We start from the raw sequence: 13,306 nt of genomic DNA, 5'->3' as shown, positions 1-13,306 counted from the left end.
ATGAGCTCAGTTGAACGGGCCGATGCGCTTCAGGCTGGAGAAGTTCATCCAGACAAAAAACGCCTTGCCCACGATGTTCTGGTCAGGCACAAAACCCCAGTAGCGCGAATCCAGCGAATTGTCGCGGTTGTCGCCCATCATGAAATAGTGGCCTGCTGGCACCTTGCAGACCACGCCCTCGGTACTGTAATTGCAGTTTTTGCGGAACGCAAAGTCGTCGGCGCCGGCAATGAAAGCGGGGCGCTCGTCGTCGTTCAGCAGGCGGTGTGGCTGGGTGCCCAGGCTTTCCTGGAACTGCTTGTAGTAACGCAGGTTGTCTTCGTCGAAGAAATCACTCAGCTTGGTGGCGGCCACCGGCTGGCCGTTGATGGTGAGCCGCTTGTTCAGGTAGGCCACCTCGTCGCCGGGCAGGCCCACCACCCGCTTGATGTAGTCCAGGCTGGGCTTGGGCGGGTAATGGAAGACCATCACATCGCCGCGGGCCGGGGGGGTGCCCTGGGTGATCTTGGTGCCCAGCACCGGCAGCCGCAGACCGTAGTGGAATTTGTTGACCAGGATCAGGTCGCCAATCAGCAGCGTGGGGATCATCGAGCCCGACGGAATCTTGAACGGCTCGAACATGAAGGAGCGCAGCACAAACACCGCCGCAATCACCGGAAACAGGCCGGCGGTCCAGTCCAGCCACCAGGGCTGCATGATCAGCCGGGCCTGGGTGTCGGCCAGGTTGGTGTCGTCGCTGCGTATGCCCTGGCCGGCCAGGGTGTCACGGCGCTTTTGTGCCTGGGCGATCACCGCCTGGGCCGCGGCCTGGCGCTTAGGCAGAAAGTGGAAGCGCTCGGCCAGCCAGTACAGGCCGCTGACCACGGTGGCCATGAACAGCAGCAGCGAGAAGTTGCCATCGATGAGGCCGGCGTACCAGGCGCCGGCGTAGCCCAGAAAGGCGGCCAACACCAAGCCAGTGATGCCTTGAATCATTCTTCCACCTGCAAAATGGCCAGAAACGCTTCTTGCGGCACTTCGACCGAGCCGATCTGCTTCATGCGTTTCTTGCCTGCTTTTTGTTTTTCGAGGAGTTTGCGTTTGCGCGAAATGTCGCCGCCATAACACTTGGCCAGCACGTTCTTGCGCAGCGCTTTGATTGTCTCACGGGCAATGATGTTGACCCCGATGGCGGCCTGGATGGCGACGTCGTACATCTGGCGCGAAATGATCTCGCGCATCTTGGCCACCACCGCCCGGCCGCGGTACTGGCTCTGGCTGCGGTGCACGATGATGGACAGCGCATCGACCTTCTCGCCGTTGAGCAAAATGTCGACCTTGACCACGTCAGACGCACGGAATTCCTTGAACTCGTAGTCCATGGACGCATAGCCGCGGCTGACGCTCTTGAGTTTGTCAAAGAAGTCCAGCACGATCTCGCCCAGCGGCATCTCGTAGGTGAGCATCACCTGCTTGCCGTGGTAGGCCATGTTCATCTGCACGCCGCGCTTCTGGTTGGCCAGCGTCATCACCGCACCCACGTATTCCTGCGGCATGTACAGGTGCACGGTGACGATGGGCTCGCGGATCTCGGCCATCTTGCCCACGTCCGGCATCTTGGAAGGGTTCTCCACCATCAGCACATCGCCACCGTTCTTCACCACCTGGTAGACCACGCTGGGGGCGGTGGTGATCAGGTCCTGGTCGAACTCACGCTCCAGGCGCTCCTGCACGATCTCCATGTGCAGCAGGCCCAGAAAGCCGCAGCGGAAGCCAAAGCCCAGGGCCTGGCTGACCTCGGGCTCGTAGTGCAGCGAGGCGTCGTTGAGCTTGAGCTTTTCCAGGCTGTCGCGCAGCGAGTCGTACTCGCTGGCTTCGGTCGGGTAGAGGCCGGCAAACACCTGGGGCTGGATTTCCTTGAAGCCGGGCAGCGCCTCGGTGGCAGTGGCCGCTGCACCGCCGGTGCCGGGACGGATCAGCGTGACGGTGTCGCCGACCTTGGCGGCCTGCAACTCTTTGATGCCGGCAATGATGTAACCCACCTCGCCGGCCTCCAGCGAGGCGCGCGGCTCGTTGGCCGGGGTGAACACGCCCAGGTTGTCGGCGTTGTACATCGCGCCGGTGGCCATCATCTTGATGCGCTCGCCCTTGGCAAGACGGCCGTCGACCACCCGCACCAACATCACCACCCCCACATAGGAGTCGAACCAGCTGTCGATGATCATCGCCCGCAGCGGGCCATTGGGATTGCCCTTGGGCGGCGGAATGCGGGCCACCACGGCTTCCAGAATCTCGTCGATGCCCATGCCGGTCTTGGCCGAGCAGGGAATCGCGTCGGTGGCGTCAATGCCAATCACGTCCTCGACCTCGCTGCGCGCGTTGTCGGGGTCGGCGTTGGGCAGGTCCATCTTGTTCAGTACCGGCACCACCTCCACACCGAGGTCGAGTGCGGTGTAGCAGTTGGCCACCGTCTGCGCCTCCACACCCTGCGAAGCATCCACCACCAGCAGCGCGCCCTCGCAAGCCGACAGCGAACGCGAGACCTCGTACGAGAAGTCCACATGGCCCGGCGTGTCGATCAGGTTGAGGTTGTAGACCTGCCCGTCCTGGGCCTTGTACTTCAGCGCGGCGGTCTGCGCCTTGATGGTTATCCCACGCTCTTTTTCAAGGTCCATCGAGTCCAGCACCTGCGCTTCCATCTCGCGGGCTTCCAGCCCGCCGCAGCGCTGGATCAGCCGGTCAGCAAGCGTGGATTTGCCATGGTCGATGTGCGCAATGATCGAGAAATTTCTGATGTGATTCATCAACGGAAAGCCACAAGTGATTGAATTGAAAGAGGCGCAGGCAAGAAAAAAGGGCGCGTCATGGTGAGACGCGCCCTGAACCAACAATCTATGGCAACTGCGATAGTTGGGACTTCATTGTAGGCAAAAAGCGCCGTCGGCACACCCCGGGAAGGGGTCAGAGGGGCGCGTTGCGGCCGAGCAACAAGGTTCTTATTCACAACTTATCAACAGTTTAAGTGGGTAACTGATCGGACGGCTTGTGGGTGGCCTGTGGATCACCGGTGGACATGCCTTGGATATCTCGTATGGTGGTTTCAGCCGCCGTCGATATGTCAAAAACCAACTGACAACATCCTCATTTTAACCAAAGTTGGCATGAGACTATTCGATGTGAGCAATCGCCAACATCAAAAGACCACGTTCAACGCGGTCGAAAAAAAAGCCGGGGGCTGTGGTTTTCCGAGAAAAACACCATGAAAAAACCCCAAACCCGAGTCCGGGCTGGGGTTTCCGCGGGGGCCCCAGACCGCCCTGCGGCGGGCTGGCGAGGCCCGATGTTCAGCGGGCGGGCACGCGGATCAACGCGAACTGGGCCAGGTCGCCACGACGGAACAGCACGCTGATCGGCTTGGCCTTGTCGGCCTTGGCCACGGCGGCCTCGAACTGCTTGAGGTTGCTCACCTCGGTGTTGGCAATCTGGGTGATCACATCGCCTTCGCGCAGGCCGGCCCGGGCCGCGCCTTCGGTGGCGGCATCCACCTTCACACCACCGCGGATTTTCAGCTCGGCTTTTTGCTCGGCGCTCAGCTCGCTCACCGCCAGGCCCAGCACTTGGCTGGCGGCTGGTGCGGCTTTGGCTGGCGCCGCCTTCTCGGTGTCACGCACCGCCACCTTCTCCGGCGCGATCTCGGCCACCACCACGCTGAGCTCCTTGGTCGTGCCGCGACGGAAAACGGTCAGTGTGCTCTTGGTACCGGGCTTGGTGTTGCCCACCAGGCGCGGCAGGTCCGACGATTTCTCGATCGCCTTGCCATCGAACTTGACGATGATGTCGCCCGGCTCCACGCCGGCCTTGTCGGCGGGTGCACCGCTCTCGACATTACGCACCAGCGCGCCCTGGGCCTTGCCCAGGCCGATGGACTCGGCCACTTCCTTGGTCACCTGGTCGATCTGTACACCGATGCGGCCGCGCAGCACCCGGCCATTGGCGCGCAGTTGGTCGGCCACCCGGGTCGCCTCGTCGATGGGGATGGCGAACGAGATGCCCTGGAAACCGCCCGAGCGCGAGTAGATCTGGCTGTTGATACCCACCACCTCGCCACGCAGGTTGATCAGCGGACCGCCCGAGTTGCCCGGGTTGATGGCCACATCGGTCTGGATGAAGGGCAGGTAATCACCAGTGTCGCGCTGCTTGGCACTGACGATGCCGGCGGTGACGGTGTTCTCCAGGCCGAACGGCGAACCGATGGCCATCACCCACTCACCGACCTTGAGCCGGCTGACATCGCCGATCTTCACCGCCGGCAGACCGGTGGCTTCGATCTTCACCACCGCCACGTCGGAGCGTTTGTCGGCACCGATGATGCGGGCCTTGAACTCGCGGTTGTCGGTGAGCGTCACCACCACCTCGTCGGCGCCCTCCACCACATGGGCGTTGGTCATCACAAAACCGTCGGCGGTGAGGATGAAGCCCGAACCCACGCCGCGCGGCTTTTCCTCATCGGGCTGGGCCTGGGGCGGGCCCTGGCGCGGCGAGGGGCGCGGCATCGGGATGCGGTCACCGAAGAAGCGGCGGAACAGCTCCTGCATCTCGTCTTCGCTGGCGCCAGTACCGACCTTGACCTTCTCGACCGTGCGGATGTTGACCACCGACGGCCCGGCCTGCTCCACCAGCTCGGTGAAATCGGGCAGGCCGCGCGGCACCGGGGCCGATTGCGCGGCAATCTGGCGGGTGGGCATCAGCGCCACCGTGGCACCCACGGCCAACGCCCCGACCGCCACCAGGGAGCGGACTTTTTTCCAATCGACTGCGATCATGTTCGACCTTTCATGCTCATCTTCATTTCTTGCGCTCCAGCGCCTGGGCAAAGGCCTGCAGCGTGGGGGCCGGCACCTCACCCACCGCGGTGAGCCACCACTGGGCCACCCGTTTGGTGAGGGTTTGCGTGGCGCCCATCGCCATCGCGGTTTCCTGTTTGTGCCGCTGTTCGTCCACAGGTTCAATGAACAGCGATACCGAGGCCAGTCCATCGGAGAACACCCATTGCATTGCGTTTTGCGCGGCCTGGGGCTCACCCACACCACGACGGTAACAGCTCACCGATTTGAAGCCGGGCACAGGGGATTTCAACCACCAGCCCTCGGCCGCCGCGGTGGTTTTGACCCGGTTGGTTTTTTCCACCCGGTAGCCCTCGGTCTGGGCCATCTGCTGGGCCAGTTTGTCCAGCCGCAGCGGCGCGTCCAGCTGCAGTTCGGAGAATGCCGCCTGCTCCAGCACCGCACCGTCCACGTCCAGGGTTTGCAATTTGACCACCAGGCCCGATTTCTTTTCGGTCCAGACCCGGTAACCGAAGCGGTGGGCATCGCGTGGCGCCAGCACCACCACCTCGGTGTCGTGGCCAGCCACCCGCTCGGGCCGGGTCAAAGTCACCGGCTGGACGGTGTAGAACTCGGGAATCGCGGTGTCGCTGGACATCAGCAAACGCGGGAACACGCCCAGCGCCTCGCGTTTGTCCTGCCGCACCACCTTGGTGTCGGGCGAGAAAGTCGTCACCTGGTCGTTGTGGCGAAAGGTCAGCCGCGGCGGGCCGCTCAGCGACTCGACCCGCTCGATCTGCTGGTCGCCGTCGCACACATGCCAGATGCGGGCGCTGGACATGCTGGCCCCGGACGACACCACAAAGGTGCCCATGTAGGCGTTGCGCCGCGTGCCTTCGTGCATGCGCATCAACCAGTCGTTGATGGAGCGGCCGGCCGAAGCACCCACCGCCGACGCGGCCGGGGCAGGCACCGGGCTTTCGGCCGCCACCAGACTGGCCGCCAGGCTGGCGGTCAGGGCCCAGGCCATGCGGCCCACGGTGGTCCAGGGCGCAGCGGTCGGACGCATCAGCGGGCCGCGCCTTCAAAGGTGGCGTTGCGCAAAAAGCCCGACGGCATCTGCAGCGCCGAATTGCCGCCCAGCTGGTGGTGGGCCGCCAGCATCTCGTCCAGCACCGGGTCGCGCCACACCACGCCGTTGGGGCTGTTGACCCAGACCGGCGCCGGGCCCACCGCCGCGGAAGCCACCGCCACCCGGGGCGGCTGGCTTTGGGCCAGCGTGGCGTCGGGACGGGCGTTGCCGGTCAGGCCCATGGCCCAGGCCAGCACCGCCGCGGTGGACAGCGACGCCAGACCAGCCACCAGCTTCCAGCGCCAGAGGCTGTCGTTGGCGGCCTCCCGGCCACCCAGGGGCAGGCCCGCCGAGGGCGCAGGCACTGCGGCTGCAACCGGGGGGGCGGCCGGCGCGCTGTCGGCGGCCAGTTCCAGCGCCAGCCGCTGACGGAAACGGGCCACAAAGGCCGAATCATGGACTGGGTCGATGGCCGACTGGGGCGCCCGCATGGCGTCGCCGATCGCGTGGTAGCGGTACCAGGCCGCGCCAGCGGCGGCGTCCTGCGCCAGCAGCGCCAGCGCCTCGGCCACCGCGTCGTCGGCCAACATGCCGTCGGCCAGCGCCGACACTGCCTCGCGGCGGTCCAGGGGATCGGGAGAGTGGAGTTGCGTCATCGAGTCACCGCCTTGTCCAAAGTCGTTTGCCTGTGTTGTGCCTGTTGCTTCCATGGCCCTGCCCTCACCAGCGTTTGCCCGTCTGGCTGTCCAGCATCGGTCGAACCTTGGCAGAAATCGCCTCGCGGGCCCGGAAAATCCGCGACCGCACCGTGCCGATGGGGCAGCCCATCACCTCGGAAATCTCGTCATAACTGAGGCCTTCTATTTCCCGCAGCGTCACCGCCTGACGCAGGTCGTCCGGCAAGGCCTCCATGGCTGCGTTCACCGCCTCGGCGATTTCGCGGCTGGCCAGCAAGGCCTCCGGCGTCTCGGTGGTGGTTAGTTCGCGTTCAGGGCGGTAAGTTTCATCGTCGTCACCGACAGATTTGGCAGCGCTCTCAAAAACCAGCGGATCGCGGCGCAAATCCACCAGCGCCTTCTTGGCGGTGTTGACGGCAATCCGGTACAGCCAGGTGTAGAACTGGGCGTCGCCACGGAACTGGTGCAGCGCCCGGTAGGCCCGGATGAAGGTCTCCTGGGCGATGTCTTCCACCAGTTCGGCGTCGCGCACCATGCGGCCGATCAGGCGCTCGATGCGGCGCTGGTATTTGATGACCAGCAACTCGAAGGCCCGCTGGTCGCCGCCGTTGGCGCGTGCCACCAGCGTGGCGTCGCTGTCGGGCGCGGGCGGCGGAAGAGGCGCGGGAGCGGGGTCGGCGGTGGGGTCGGTCATGGGCGGCAGCGGGTCAGGGCCGCGGGGCCGGAGCCGGCACGCTGGCGCGCGAATATACCGCACGGCGCAGGTCGTCCCAGCGCAAGGGGTCGGTGGCGCGTTCGGCCCACAGCCACAGCGCCGGCCGGCCGGGTCGGCGGCCACACAACAGCAACCCGGCCTGGCCGTCCAGGTGCAGCGTGAGCATTGAAAGCGGCTCGGTGTGACCGGTGGCGTCGGGCAGCCACTGCCAATGCCCGGCCTCGAACTGCAGCAGGCCGCCCGGCAGGCTGTGCCACCAGCGCCAAGCCAGGCCCCCGCACAAGGCCACCGTGGCGGCCATGGCCAGCGTCTGCCAGAACGCCCCCACGGTCCAGGCATAACCAGCCGTGGATACCAAGCCCAGCCCCCACAGGCCCAGCACCAGGCCGCCCAGAAAACGCGAACGCCCCACCGGATACAGGACCGATGGGGCGTGGTGCATGGGGGTTCAGGGAAATGGCTGGCCCTGAGAGGGGGTCAGGCGAAGCGCTTGAAGACCAGCGTGCCGTTGGTTCCGCCGAAGCCGAAGTTGTTTTTCACCGCCACATCGATCTTCAGGTCGCGTGCGGTGTTGGCGCAGTAGTCCAGGTCGCACTCGGGGTCCTGGTTGAAGATGTTGATCGTGGGCGGGCTTTTCTGGTGGTGCAGCGCCAGCACGGTGAACACGCTCTCGATGCCACCGGCTCCGCCCAGCAAATGGCCGGTCATGGACTTGGTGGAGTTGACCACGATCTTTTTGGCATGGTCGCCCAGCGCCGCCTTGATGGCGTTGCTCTCGTTGATGTCACCCAACGGCGTGGAGGTGCCGTGGGCGTTCAGGTAGTCCACCTGGTCGGTGTTCAGGCCGGCGTTGCGCAGCGCATTCAACATGGCGCGGCGCGGGCCGTCCATGTTGGGGGCGGTCATGTGGCCAGCGTCGGCGCTCATGCCAAAACCCGCCAGTTCGGCGTAAATTTTGGCGCCACGGGCCTTGGCGTGTTCGTACTCTTCCAGCACCATGCAGCCGGCGCCCTCGCCCAGCACAAAGCCGTCGCGGTCCTTGTCCCAGGGGCGGGAGGCGGTGGTGGGGTCGTCGTTGCGGGTGGACAGCGCGCGCATCGCGGCAAACCCGCCAATGCCCAGTGGCGACACGGTGGATTCGGCACCGCCGGCGACGATGACGTCGGCGTCGCCGTACTCGATCATGCGGCCGGCCTCACCGATGCAGTGCAGGCCGGTGGTGCAGGCGGTGACGATGGCGATGTTCGGGCCCTTGAAGCCAAAACGCATCGACACATGGCCGGCGATCATGTTGGTGATGGAGGCTGGCACAAAGAACGGCGAGATGCGGCGCGGGCCGCGGTTCACCAGTTCGCTGTGGGTGTCTTCGATCATCGGCAGGCCGCCGATGCCGGAGCCGATCACGCAGCCGATGCGGGTGGCGGCGTCTTCACCCAGGGCTGCGCCGGTGGGCAAACCGGCGTCGGCCACGGCTTGCGCTGCGGCGGCAATGCCGTAATGGATGAAGGTGTCCATCGTCCGCGCTTCCTTGGACCCGATGTAGGTTTCCAGAGGGAAGTTCTTCACCTCGCCGGCAATTTTGCAGGCGAAGTTGGCGGCATCAAACTTGGTGATCAGGCCAATGCCAGACTGGCCGGCCAGCAGGTTGGCCCAGGCCTCGGCCACCGTGTTGCCCACGGGACTGATGCACCCCAAACCAGTGACGACAACGCGACGACGGGACATAGATGTCTTGTAGAAAAGCTGAAAGCTGGAAGGCCAGGCCTTCCGGGGCGCCCACGGACATCAAGCCCGGGGCATGGGACCCGCCGCCGCGCCGCAACCCGTCGGCCAGCCGGCAGGGCCCCCGAACGCTCAGGCCGCCTTGTGGTGGGTGTTGGCGTAGTCGATGGCGTTTTGCACCGTGGTGATCTTCTCGGCGTCTTCGTCGGGAATTTCGATGCCGAATTCGTCTTCGAGCGCCATCACCAGTTCCACCGTGTCCAGCGAGTCGGCACCCAGATCGGCCACGAAGGCCTTTTCATTGGTGACTTGGGACTCTTCCACGCCGAGCTGCTCGGCAATGATTTTTTTGACACGTGATTCGATATCGCTCATGGTTCCCTCGGAGGGTTGTGAAAACAGTCCGTGATTTTAGCCGCCCTAGGGACCGGTCCCTAAAACTGGCTGGCCGCACGGACGATGCGGCAGGAGAAAGAGGCTGTCAGGCCATGAACATGCCGCCGTTGACGTGCAGTTCCTGGCCGGTGATGTAGCCGGCCTGCGGCGACGCCAGGTAGGCCACCGCATGGGCAATGTCCTGCGGTTTGCCCAGGTGGCCCAGCGGAATCTGGGCCAGCAGCGCCTGCTGCTGTGCTTCGGGCAGGCTGGCGGTCATGTCGGTCTCGATGAAGCCAGGCGCCACACAGTTGACCGTGATATTGCGCGAGCCCAGCTCGCGGGCCAGGGCCCGGGTCATGCCGGCCACACCGGCCTTGGCGGCGGCGTAGTTGGCCTGGCCGGCGTTGCCGGAGGCGCCCACCACGCTGGTGATGCTGATGATGCGGCCGTGGCGCTGCTTCATCATGGGTCGGATGACGGCCCGGCTGAGGCGGAACACCGCCTTCAGGTTGGTGTCGAGCACCGCGTCCCAGTCGTCGTCCTTCAGGCGCATGGCCAGCATGTCGCGGGTGATGCCGGCGTTGTTGACCAACACCTGCAGGCCACCATGTTCCTTGACGATGGCCTCCACCAGCGCATCGGCGGCCGCGCCATCGTTGACGTCGAGCGTTGCTCCGCGGCAGCCGGGAAAGGCCGCCAAGGCGGCGCTGATCTTGGCCGCACCGTCGTCGGTGGTGGCGGTGCCCACCACCTTCAGGCCGCGGACGGCCAGTTCATGGGCAATGGCGGCGCCAATGCCGCGCGAGGCGCCGGTGACCAGGGCCACCTGACCCGCCAATGTGGGTTCGCTCATGCCAGTTGTCCTTTCGCCTCGGCCAGGGTGGCGGGGTCGTACACCGCCAGGCCGGTCAATTCTGCGTCGACGCGTTTGCTCAGGCTGGCCAGCACCTTGCCGGGGCCGCATTCCACCAAGGTGCCCAGGCCACGGGCCTTGAGTGCCAGCACACATTCCACCCAGCGCACCGGGCCAAACGCCTGGCGCACCAGCGCGTCACGGATGCGCTCGGCGTCGGTTTCCACCGCCACGTCGATGTTGTTCACCAACGGGATTTGCGGTGCCGCCAGGGCCACGCCGGCCAGGCGCTCGCGCAGCCGGTCGGCGGCAGGCTTCATCAGGCTGGAATGGAACGGGGCCGACACCGGCAGCGGCAGCGCGCGCTTGGCGCCACCGGCCTTCAGCACTTCGCAGGCCTTGTCCACCGCGGCCTTGCTGCCGGCAATCACCGTCTGCGCCGGGTCGTTGAAATTCACCGCTTCCACCACCTCGGCGCTGCCAGCACCAAACCCGGCCGTGACCTCGGCGCAGAGCGCGCTGACCTTGGCCGAATCCAGGCCCAGAATGGCGGCCATCGCGCCGGTGCCCACCGGCACCGCGTCCTGCATGGCCTGGGCGCGGAAACGCACCAGCGGCACCGCATCGGCCAGGCTCAGCACGCCGGAGGCCACCAGCGCGGTGTACTCGCCCAGCGAATGACCAGCCACAGCCGCCGGGACTGGGCCGCCCTCGGCCCGCCAGGCGCGGTAGGCGGCAATGCCGGCCACCAGCATCACCGGCTGGGTGTTGGTGGTCAGGGCCAGCGCTTCCTTGGGGCCTTGTTGAATCAAGGCGGCGATGTCTTCGCCCAGCGCGTCAGAGGCTTCACGCAAGGTGTCACGCACCGCGGGGTGGTCGCCCCAGGCGTCCAGCATGCCCACGGATTGGGAGCCCTGGCCCGGAAATACGATTGCAAAGGATGTCATGGCGTGTCGGGATGAATGTCAGATCAAATCAGGCGCTAAACAGCGTCTTTTCTGGCGCTCGCGCTACAGCGTCAGGAGCACCGCGCCCCAGGTGAAGCCACCGCCCACGCCTTCCAGCATCAGGGTGTCGCCCTTTTGGATCTTGCCGCTGCGCACCGCGGTGTCCAACGCCAGCGGAATGGACGCGGCCGAAGTGTTGCCATGCTGGTCCACCGTGACGATGAGCTTGTCCAGCGGCAGCTTGAGCTTCTTGGCCGTGCTCTGCATGATGCGGATGTTGGCCTGGTGGGGAATCAGCCAGTCGATGTCGGCGTCGGTCAGTCGGGCCTTGGCCAGCGTGGCCCGGGCGGCGTCTTCCAGCACACCCACGGCCAGCTTGAACACCGCCTGGCCATCCATCTTGAGCACCGGGTCGCCGGTGACCTTGCCACCCGACACATGGCCAGGCACACACAGAATGCCCACATGCTTGCCGTCGGCATGCAGATCGGTGGCCAGGATGCCGGGGGTGTCAGAGGCTTCCAGCACCACCGCGCCGGCGCCGTCGCCAAACAACACACAGGTGGTGCGATCGGTGAAGTCGAGAATGCGCGAGAACACCTCGGCGCCGATCACCAACGCTTTGGTGGCGCTGCCGGCCTTGATCATCGCGTCGGCCACCGTCAGCGCATAAACAAAACCGCTGCACACCGCCTGCACATCAAAGGCCGGGCAACCGGCGATGCCCAGTTTGTGCTGCACCATGCAGGCCACCGACGGGAACACCATGTCGGGGGTGGAGGTGGCGACGATGATCAGGTCAATGTCTTGTGCGACCACACCGGCCGAAGCCAGCGCCTGGCGGGCGGCCTCGGTACCAAGGTCGCTGCTGCAGACCTCGGGGGCGGCAAAGTGGCGGGCCCGGATGCCGGTGCGCTCAACGATCCAGTCGTCCGAGCTTTCCACGCCCTGGGTGGCCAGTTCGGCCACCAGGTCGGCGTTGCTCAGCCGACGGGGAGGCAAATAACTGCCGGTGCCAGTGATGCGGGAATAAAGCGTCATGTCTCAGTGGGTGGGTGCGACCAAGGCGGCGGCTGGCGGAAGCACCGGCACCACCAGGGCGTCGACCGGGGCCAGCAAAGGCGCAGCCCGCGCAATGCGGGCCTGGACGCGTTCCAGCAGGTTGTTTCTGGCGGCATCATACGCGCGGTTCAGGGCCTGCTCGAAGGCGAAGGCGTCGGCCGAACCATGGCTCTTGAACACCAGCCCGCGCAGGCCCAACAGCGCCGCCCCGTTGTAACGCCGGTGATCCACCCGACGCTTGAACGCCAGAAGCACTGGATAAGCGCAAATGGCGGCAATCTTGGTGAAGATGTTGCGCGAAAACTCCGCCTTGAGGAAATCGCTGATCATCGATGCCAGACCTTCGCTGGCCTTCAAGGCCACGTTGCCGACAAAACCGTCACACACAACGATGTCGGCTGTGCCCTTGAAGATGTCATTGCCTTCGACGTTGCCAACAAAGTTCAGGTCACCATGGTTGGCGGCAGATCGCAGCAATTCGCCGGCTTTTTTGATGGTTTCACCACCTTTAATGACTTCTTCGCCGATGTTCAGCAAGCCCACGGTGGGTTGCTCGTCATTTTTCAGCACCGACACCAGGGCCGAACCCATCACCGCGAACTGCAGCAAATGCTCGGCGGTGCAATCCACGTTGGCACCCAAGTCCAGCACCGTGGTGGCGCCACCGCGAGCATTGGGCATCTGGGTGGCAATGGCGGGGCGATCGATGCCTTCGACGGTTTTCAGAAGATAGCGCGCAATGGCCATCAAAGCACCCGTATTGCCAGCAGATACGGCCGCCAAGGCCTCGCCACCCTTGACCTGCTGGATGGCAACCCGCATCGACGAGTCTTTTTTGCGGCGCAAAGCCACCTCGACCGGATCGTCCATGCTGACCACCTCGGTGGCAGGCACGGCGCGGGCGCGGGGGTGTTGGAAGCCGCTCAGGCTGGCAGGCAGACCCACCAACAGCAGCATGGCATCGGGGTGGGCGTCGAGAAACTGCCGGCAGGCGGGCAGCGTGACCGCCGGCCCATGGTCGCCACCCATGCAATCCACAGCCAGGGTGATCATGGGCGCTTGACGCAGTCGAAAAAGA

At 65.2% G+C, this 13,306-nt stretch carries 13 protein-coding genes; all 13 read right to left on the bottom strand.

Annotation, left to right across the window (positions count from 1 at the left end; translation table 11 throughout):
- Positions 1-6: 6 nt before the first annotated feature.
- The 13 genes from lepB to plsX all read right to left on the bottom strand — a co-directional run bounded on the left by lepB (position 7) and on the right by plsX (position 13,281).
- The gene (lepB, locus tag AC4BAR_RS08805) at positions 7-975 is read right to left on the bottom strand and encodes a signal peptidase I (protein WP_490627478.1); all 969 of its coding nucleotides are present in this window, start codon (positions 973-975) and stop codon (positions 7-9) included.
- Positions 972-2,783, bottom strand: a complete 1,812-nt coding sequence (gene lepA, locus AC4BAR_RS08800; RefSeq protein WP_490627477.1) for a translation elongation factor 4 — start codon at positions 2,781-2,783, stop codon at positions 972-974. Before lepA ends, lepB begins: the two co-directional genes overlap by 4 nt.
- A 540-nt stretch (positions 2,784-3,323) precedes the next feature.
- Entirely contained in the window at positions 3,324-4,802 is a 1,479-nt protein-coding gene (locus tag AC4BAR_RS08795; RefSeq protein ID WP_490627476.1) for a DegQ family serine endoprotease, read from the bottom strand.
- A gap of 22 nt (positions 4,803-4,824) precedes the next feature.
- Positions 4,825-5,871, bottom strand: coding sequence for a MucB/RseB C-terminal domain-containing protein (locus AC4BAR_RS08790; protein ID WP_490627475.1), 1,047 nt, complete (start codon positions 5,869-5,871; stop codon positions 4,825-4,827).
- On the bottom strand, positions 5,871-6,530 hold the full coding sequence (locus tag AC4BAR_RS08785; protein WP_490627474.1) for a sigma-E factor negative regulatory protein: 660 nt from the start codon (positions 6,528-6,530) through the stop codon (positions 5,871-5,873). The genes AC4BAR_RS08790 and AC4BAR_RS08785 overlap by 1 nt, the downstream gene beginning before the upstream one ends.
- 64 nt (positions 6,531-6,594) lie before the next feature.
- Positions 6,595-7,245, bottom strand: coding sequence for an RNA polymerase sigma factor RpoE (rpoE, locus tag AC4BAR_RS08780; protein ID WP_490627473.1), 651 nt, complete (start codon positions 7,243-7,245; stop codon positions 6,595-6,597).
- A gap of 13 nt (positions 7,246-7,258) precedes the next feature.
- On the bottom strand, positions 7,259-7,708 hold the full coding sequence (locus AC4BAR_RS08775) for a hypothetical protein (RefSeq protein WP_490627472.1): 450 nt from the start codon (positions 7,706-7,708) through the stop codon (positions 7,259-7,261).
- Positions 7,709-7,743: 35 nt separating this feature from the next.
- Positions 7,744-8,991, bottom strand: coding sequence for a beta-ketoacyl-ACP synthase II (gene fabF, locus AC4BAR_RS08770; RefSeq protein ID WP_490627471.1), 1,248 nt, complete (start codon positions 8,989-8,991; stop codon positions 7,744-7,746).
- Between the two features lie 129 nt (positions 8,992-9,120).
- The gene (gene acpP, locus AC4BAR_RS08765) at positions 9,121-9,363 is read right to left on the bottom strand and encodes an acyl carrier protein (RefSeq protein ID WP_490627470.1); all 243 of its coding nucleotides are present in this window, start codon (positions 9,361-9,363) and stop codon (positions 9,121-9,123) included.
- A 106-nt stretch (positions 9,364-9,469) separates the two neighbouring features.
- The gene (gene fabG, locus AC4BAR_RS08760; RefSeq protein ID WP_490627469.1) at positions 9,470-10,219 is read right to left on the bottom strand and encodes a 3-oxoacyl-ACP reductase FabG; all 750 of its coding nucleotides are present in this window, start codon (positions 10,217-10,219) and stop codon (positions 9,470-9,472) included.
- A complete protein-coding gene (gene fabD, locus AC4BAR_RS08755) occupies positions 10,216-11,166 on the bottom strand; it encodes an ACP S-malonyltransferase (protein ID WP_490627468.1) in 951 nt (316 codons plus the stop codon). Before fabD ends, fabG begins: the two co-directional genes overlap by 4 nt.
- Before the next feature lie 63 nt (positions 11,167-11,229).
- Positions 11,230-12,207: a beta-ketoacyl-ACP synthase III gene (locus AC4BAR_RS08750; protein ID WP_490627467.1), complete on the bottom strand. Its 978-nt coding sequence runs from the start codon at positions 12,205-12,207 to the stop codon at positions 11,230-11,232.
- Between the two features lie 3 nt (positions 12,208-12,210).
- On the bottom strand, positions 12,211-13,281 hold the full coding sequence (gene plsX, locus AC4BAR_RS08745) for a phosphate acyltransferase PlsX (protein WP_490627466.1): 1,071 nt from the start codon (positions 13,279-13,281) through the stop codon (positions 12,211-12,213).
- Positions 13,282-13,306 lie beyond the last annotated feature (25 nt).

It is taken from the genome of Rhodoferax sp. SPJ4 (genome assembly GCF_058216275.1).
The sequence above is the reverse complement of the archived record's forward strand: the minus strand, read 5'-3'. Positions and strand labels throughout refer to the sequence as shown.

Coding starts and splice junctions, on each gene's coding strand:
- lepB (WP_490627478.1), bottom strand. CDS start 975: ATGATTCAAGGCATCACTGGCTTGGTGTTGGCCGCCTTTCTGGGCTAC.
- lepA (WP_490627477.1), bottom strand. CDS start 2,783: ATGAATCACATCAGAAATTTCTCGATCATTGCGCACATCGACCATGGC.
- AC4BAR_RS08795 (WP_490627476.1), bottom strand. CDS start 4,802: ATGATCGCAGTCGATTGGAAAAAAGTCCGCTCCCTGGTGGCGGTCGGG.
- AC4BAR_RS08790 (WP_490627475.1), bottom strand. CDS start 5,871: ATGCGTCCGACCGCTGCGCCCTGGACCACCGTGGGCCGCATGGCCTGG.
- AC4BAR_RS08785 (WP_490627474.1), bottom strand. CDS start 6,530: ATGACGCAACTCCACTCTCCCGATCCCCTGGACCGCCGCGAGGCAGTG.
- rpoE (WP_490627473.1), bottom strand. CDS start 7,245: ATGACCGACCCCACCGCCGACCCCGCTCCCGCGCCTCTTCCGCCGCCC.
- AC4BAR_RS08775 (WP_490627472.1), bottom strand. CDS start 7,708: ATGCACCACGCCCCATCGGTCCTGTATCCGGTGGGGCGTTCGCGTTTT.
- fabF (WP_490627471.1), bottom strand. CDS start 8,991: ATGTCCCGTCGTCGCGTTGTCGTCACTGGTTTGGGGTGCATCAGTCCC.
- acpP (WP_490627470.1), bottom strand. CDS start 9,363: ATGAGCGATATCGAATCACGTGTCAAAAAAATCATTGCCGAGCAGCTC.
- fabG (WP_490627469.1), bottom strand. CDS start 10,219: ATGAGCGAACCCACATTGGCGGGTCAGGTGGCCCTGGTCACCGGCGCC.
- fabD (WP_490627468.1), bottom strand. CDS start 11,166: ATGACATCCTTTGCAATCGTATTTCCGGGCCAGGGCTCCCAATCCGTG.
- AC4BAR_RS08750 (WP_490627467.1), bottom strand. CDS start 12,207: ATGACGCTTTATTCCCGCATCACTGGCACCGGCAGTTATTTGCCTCCC.
- plsX (WP_490627466.1), bottom strand. CDS start 13,281: ATGATCACCCTGGCTGTGGATTGCATGGGTGGCGACCATGGGCCGGCG.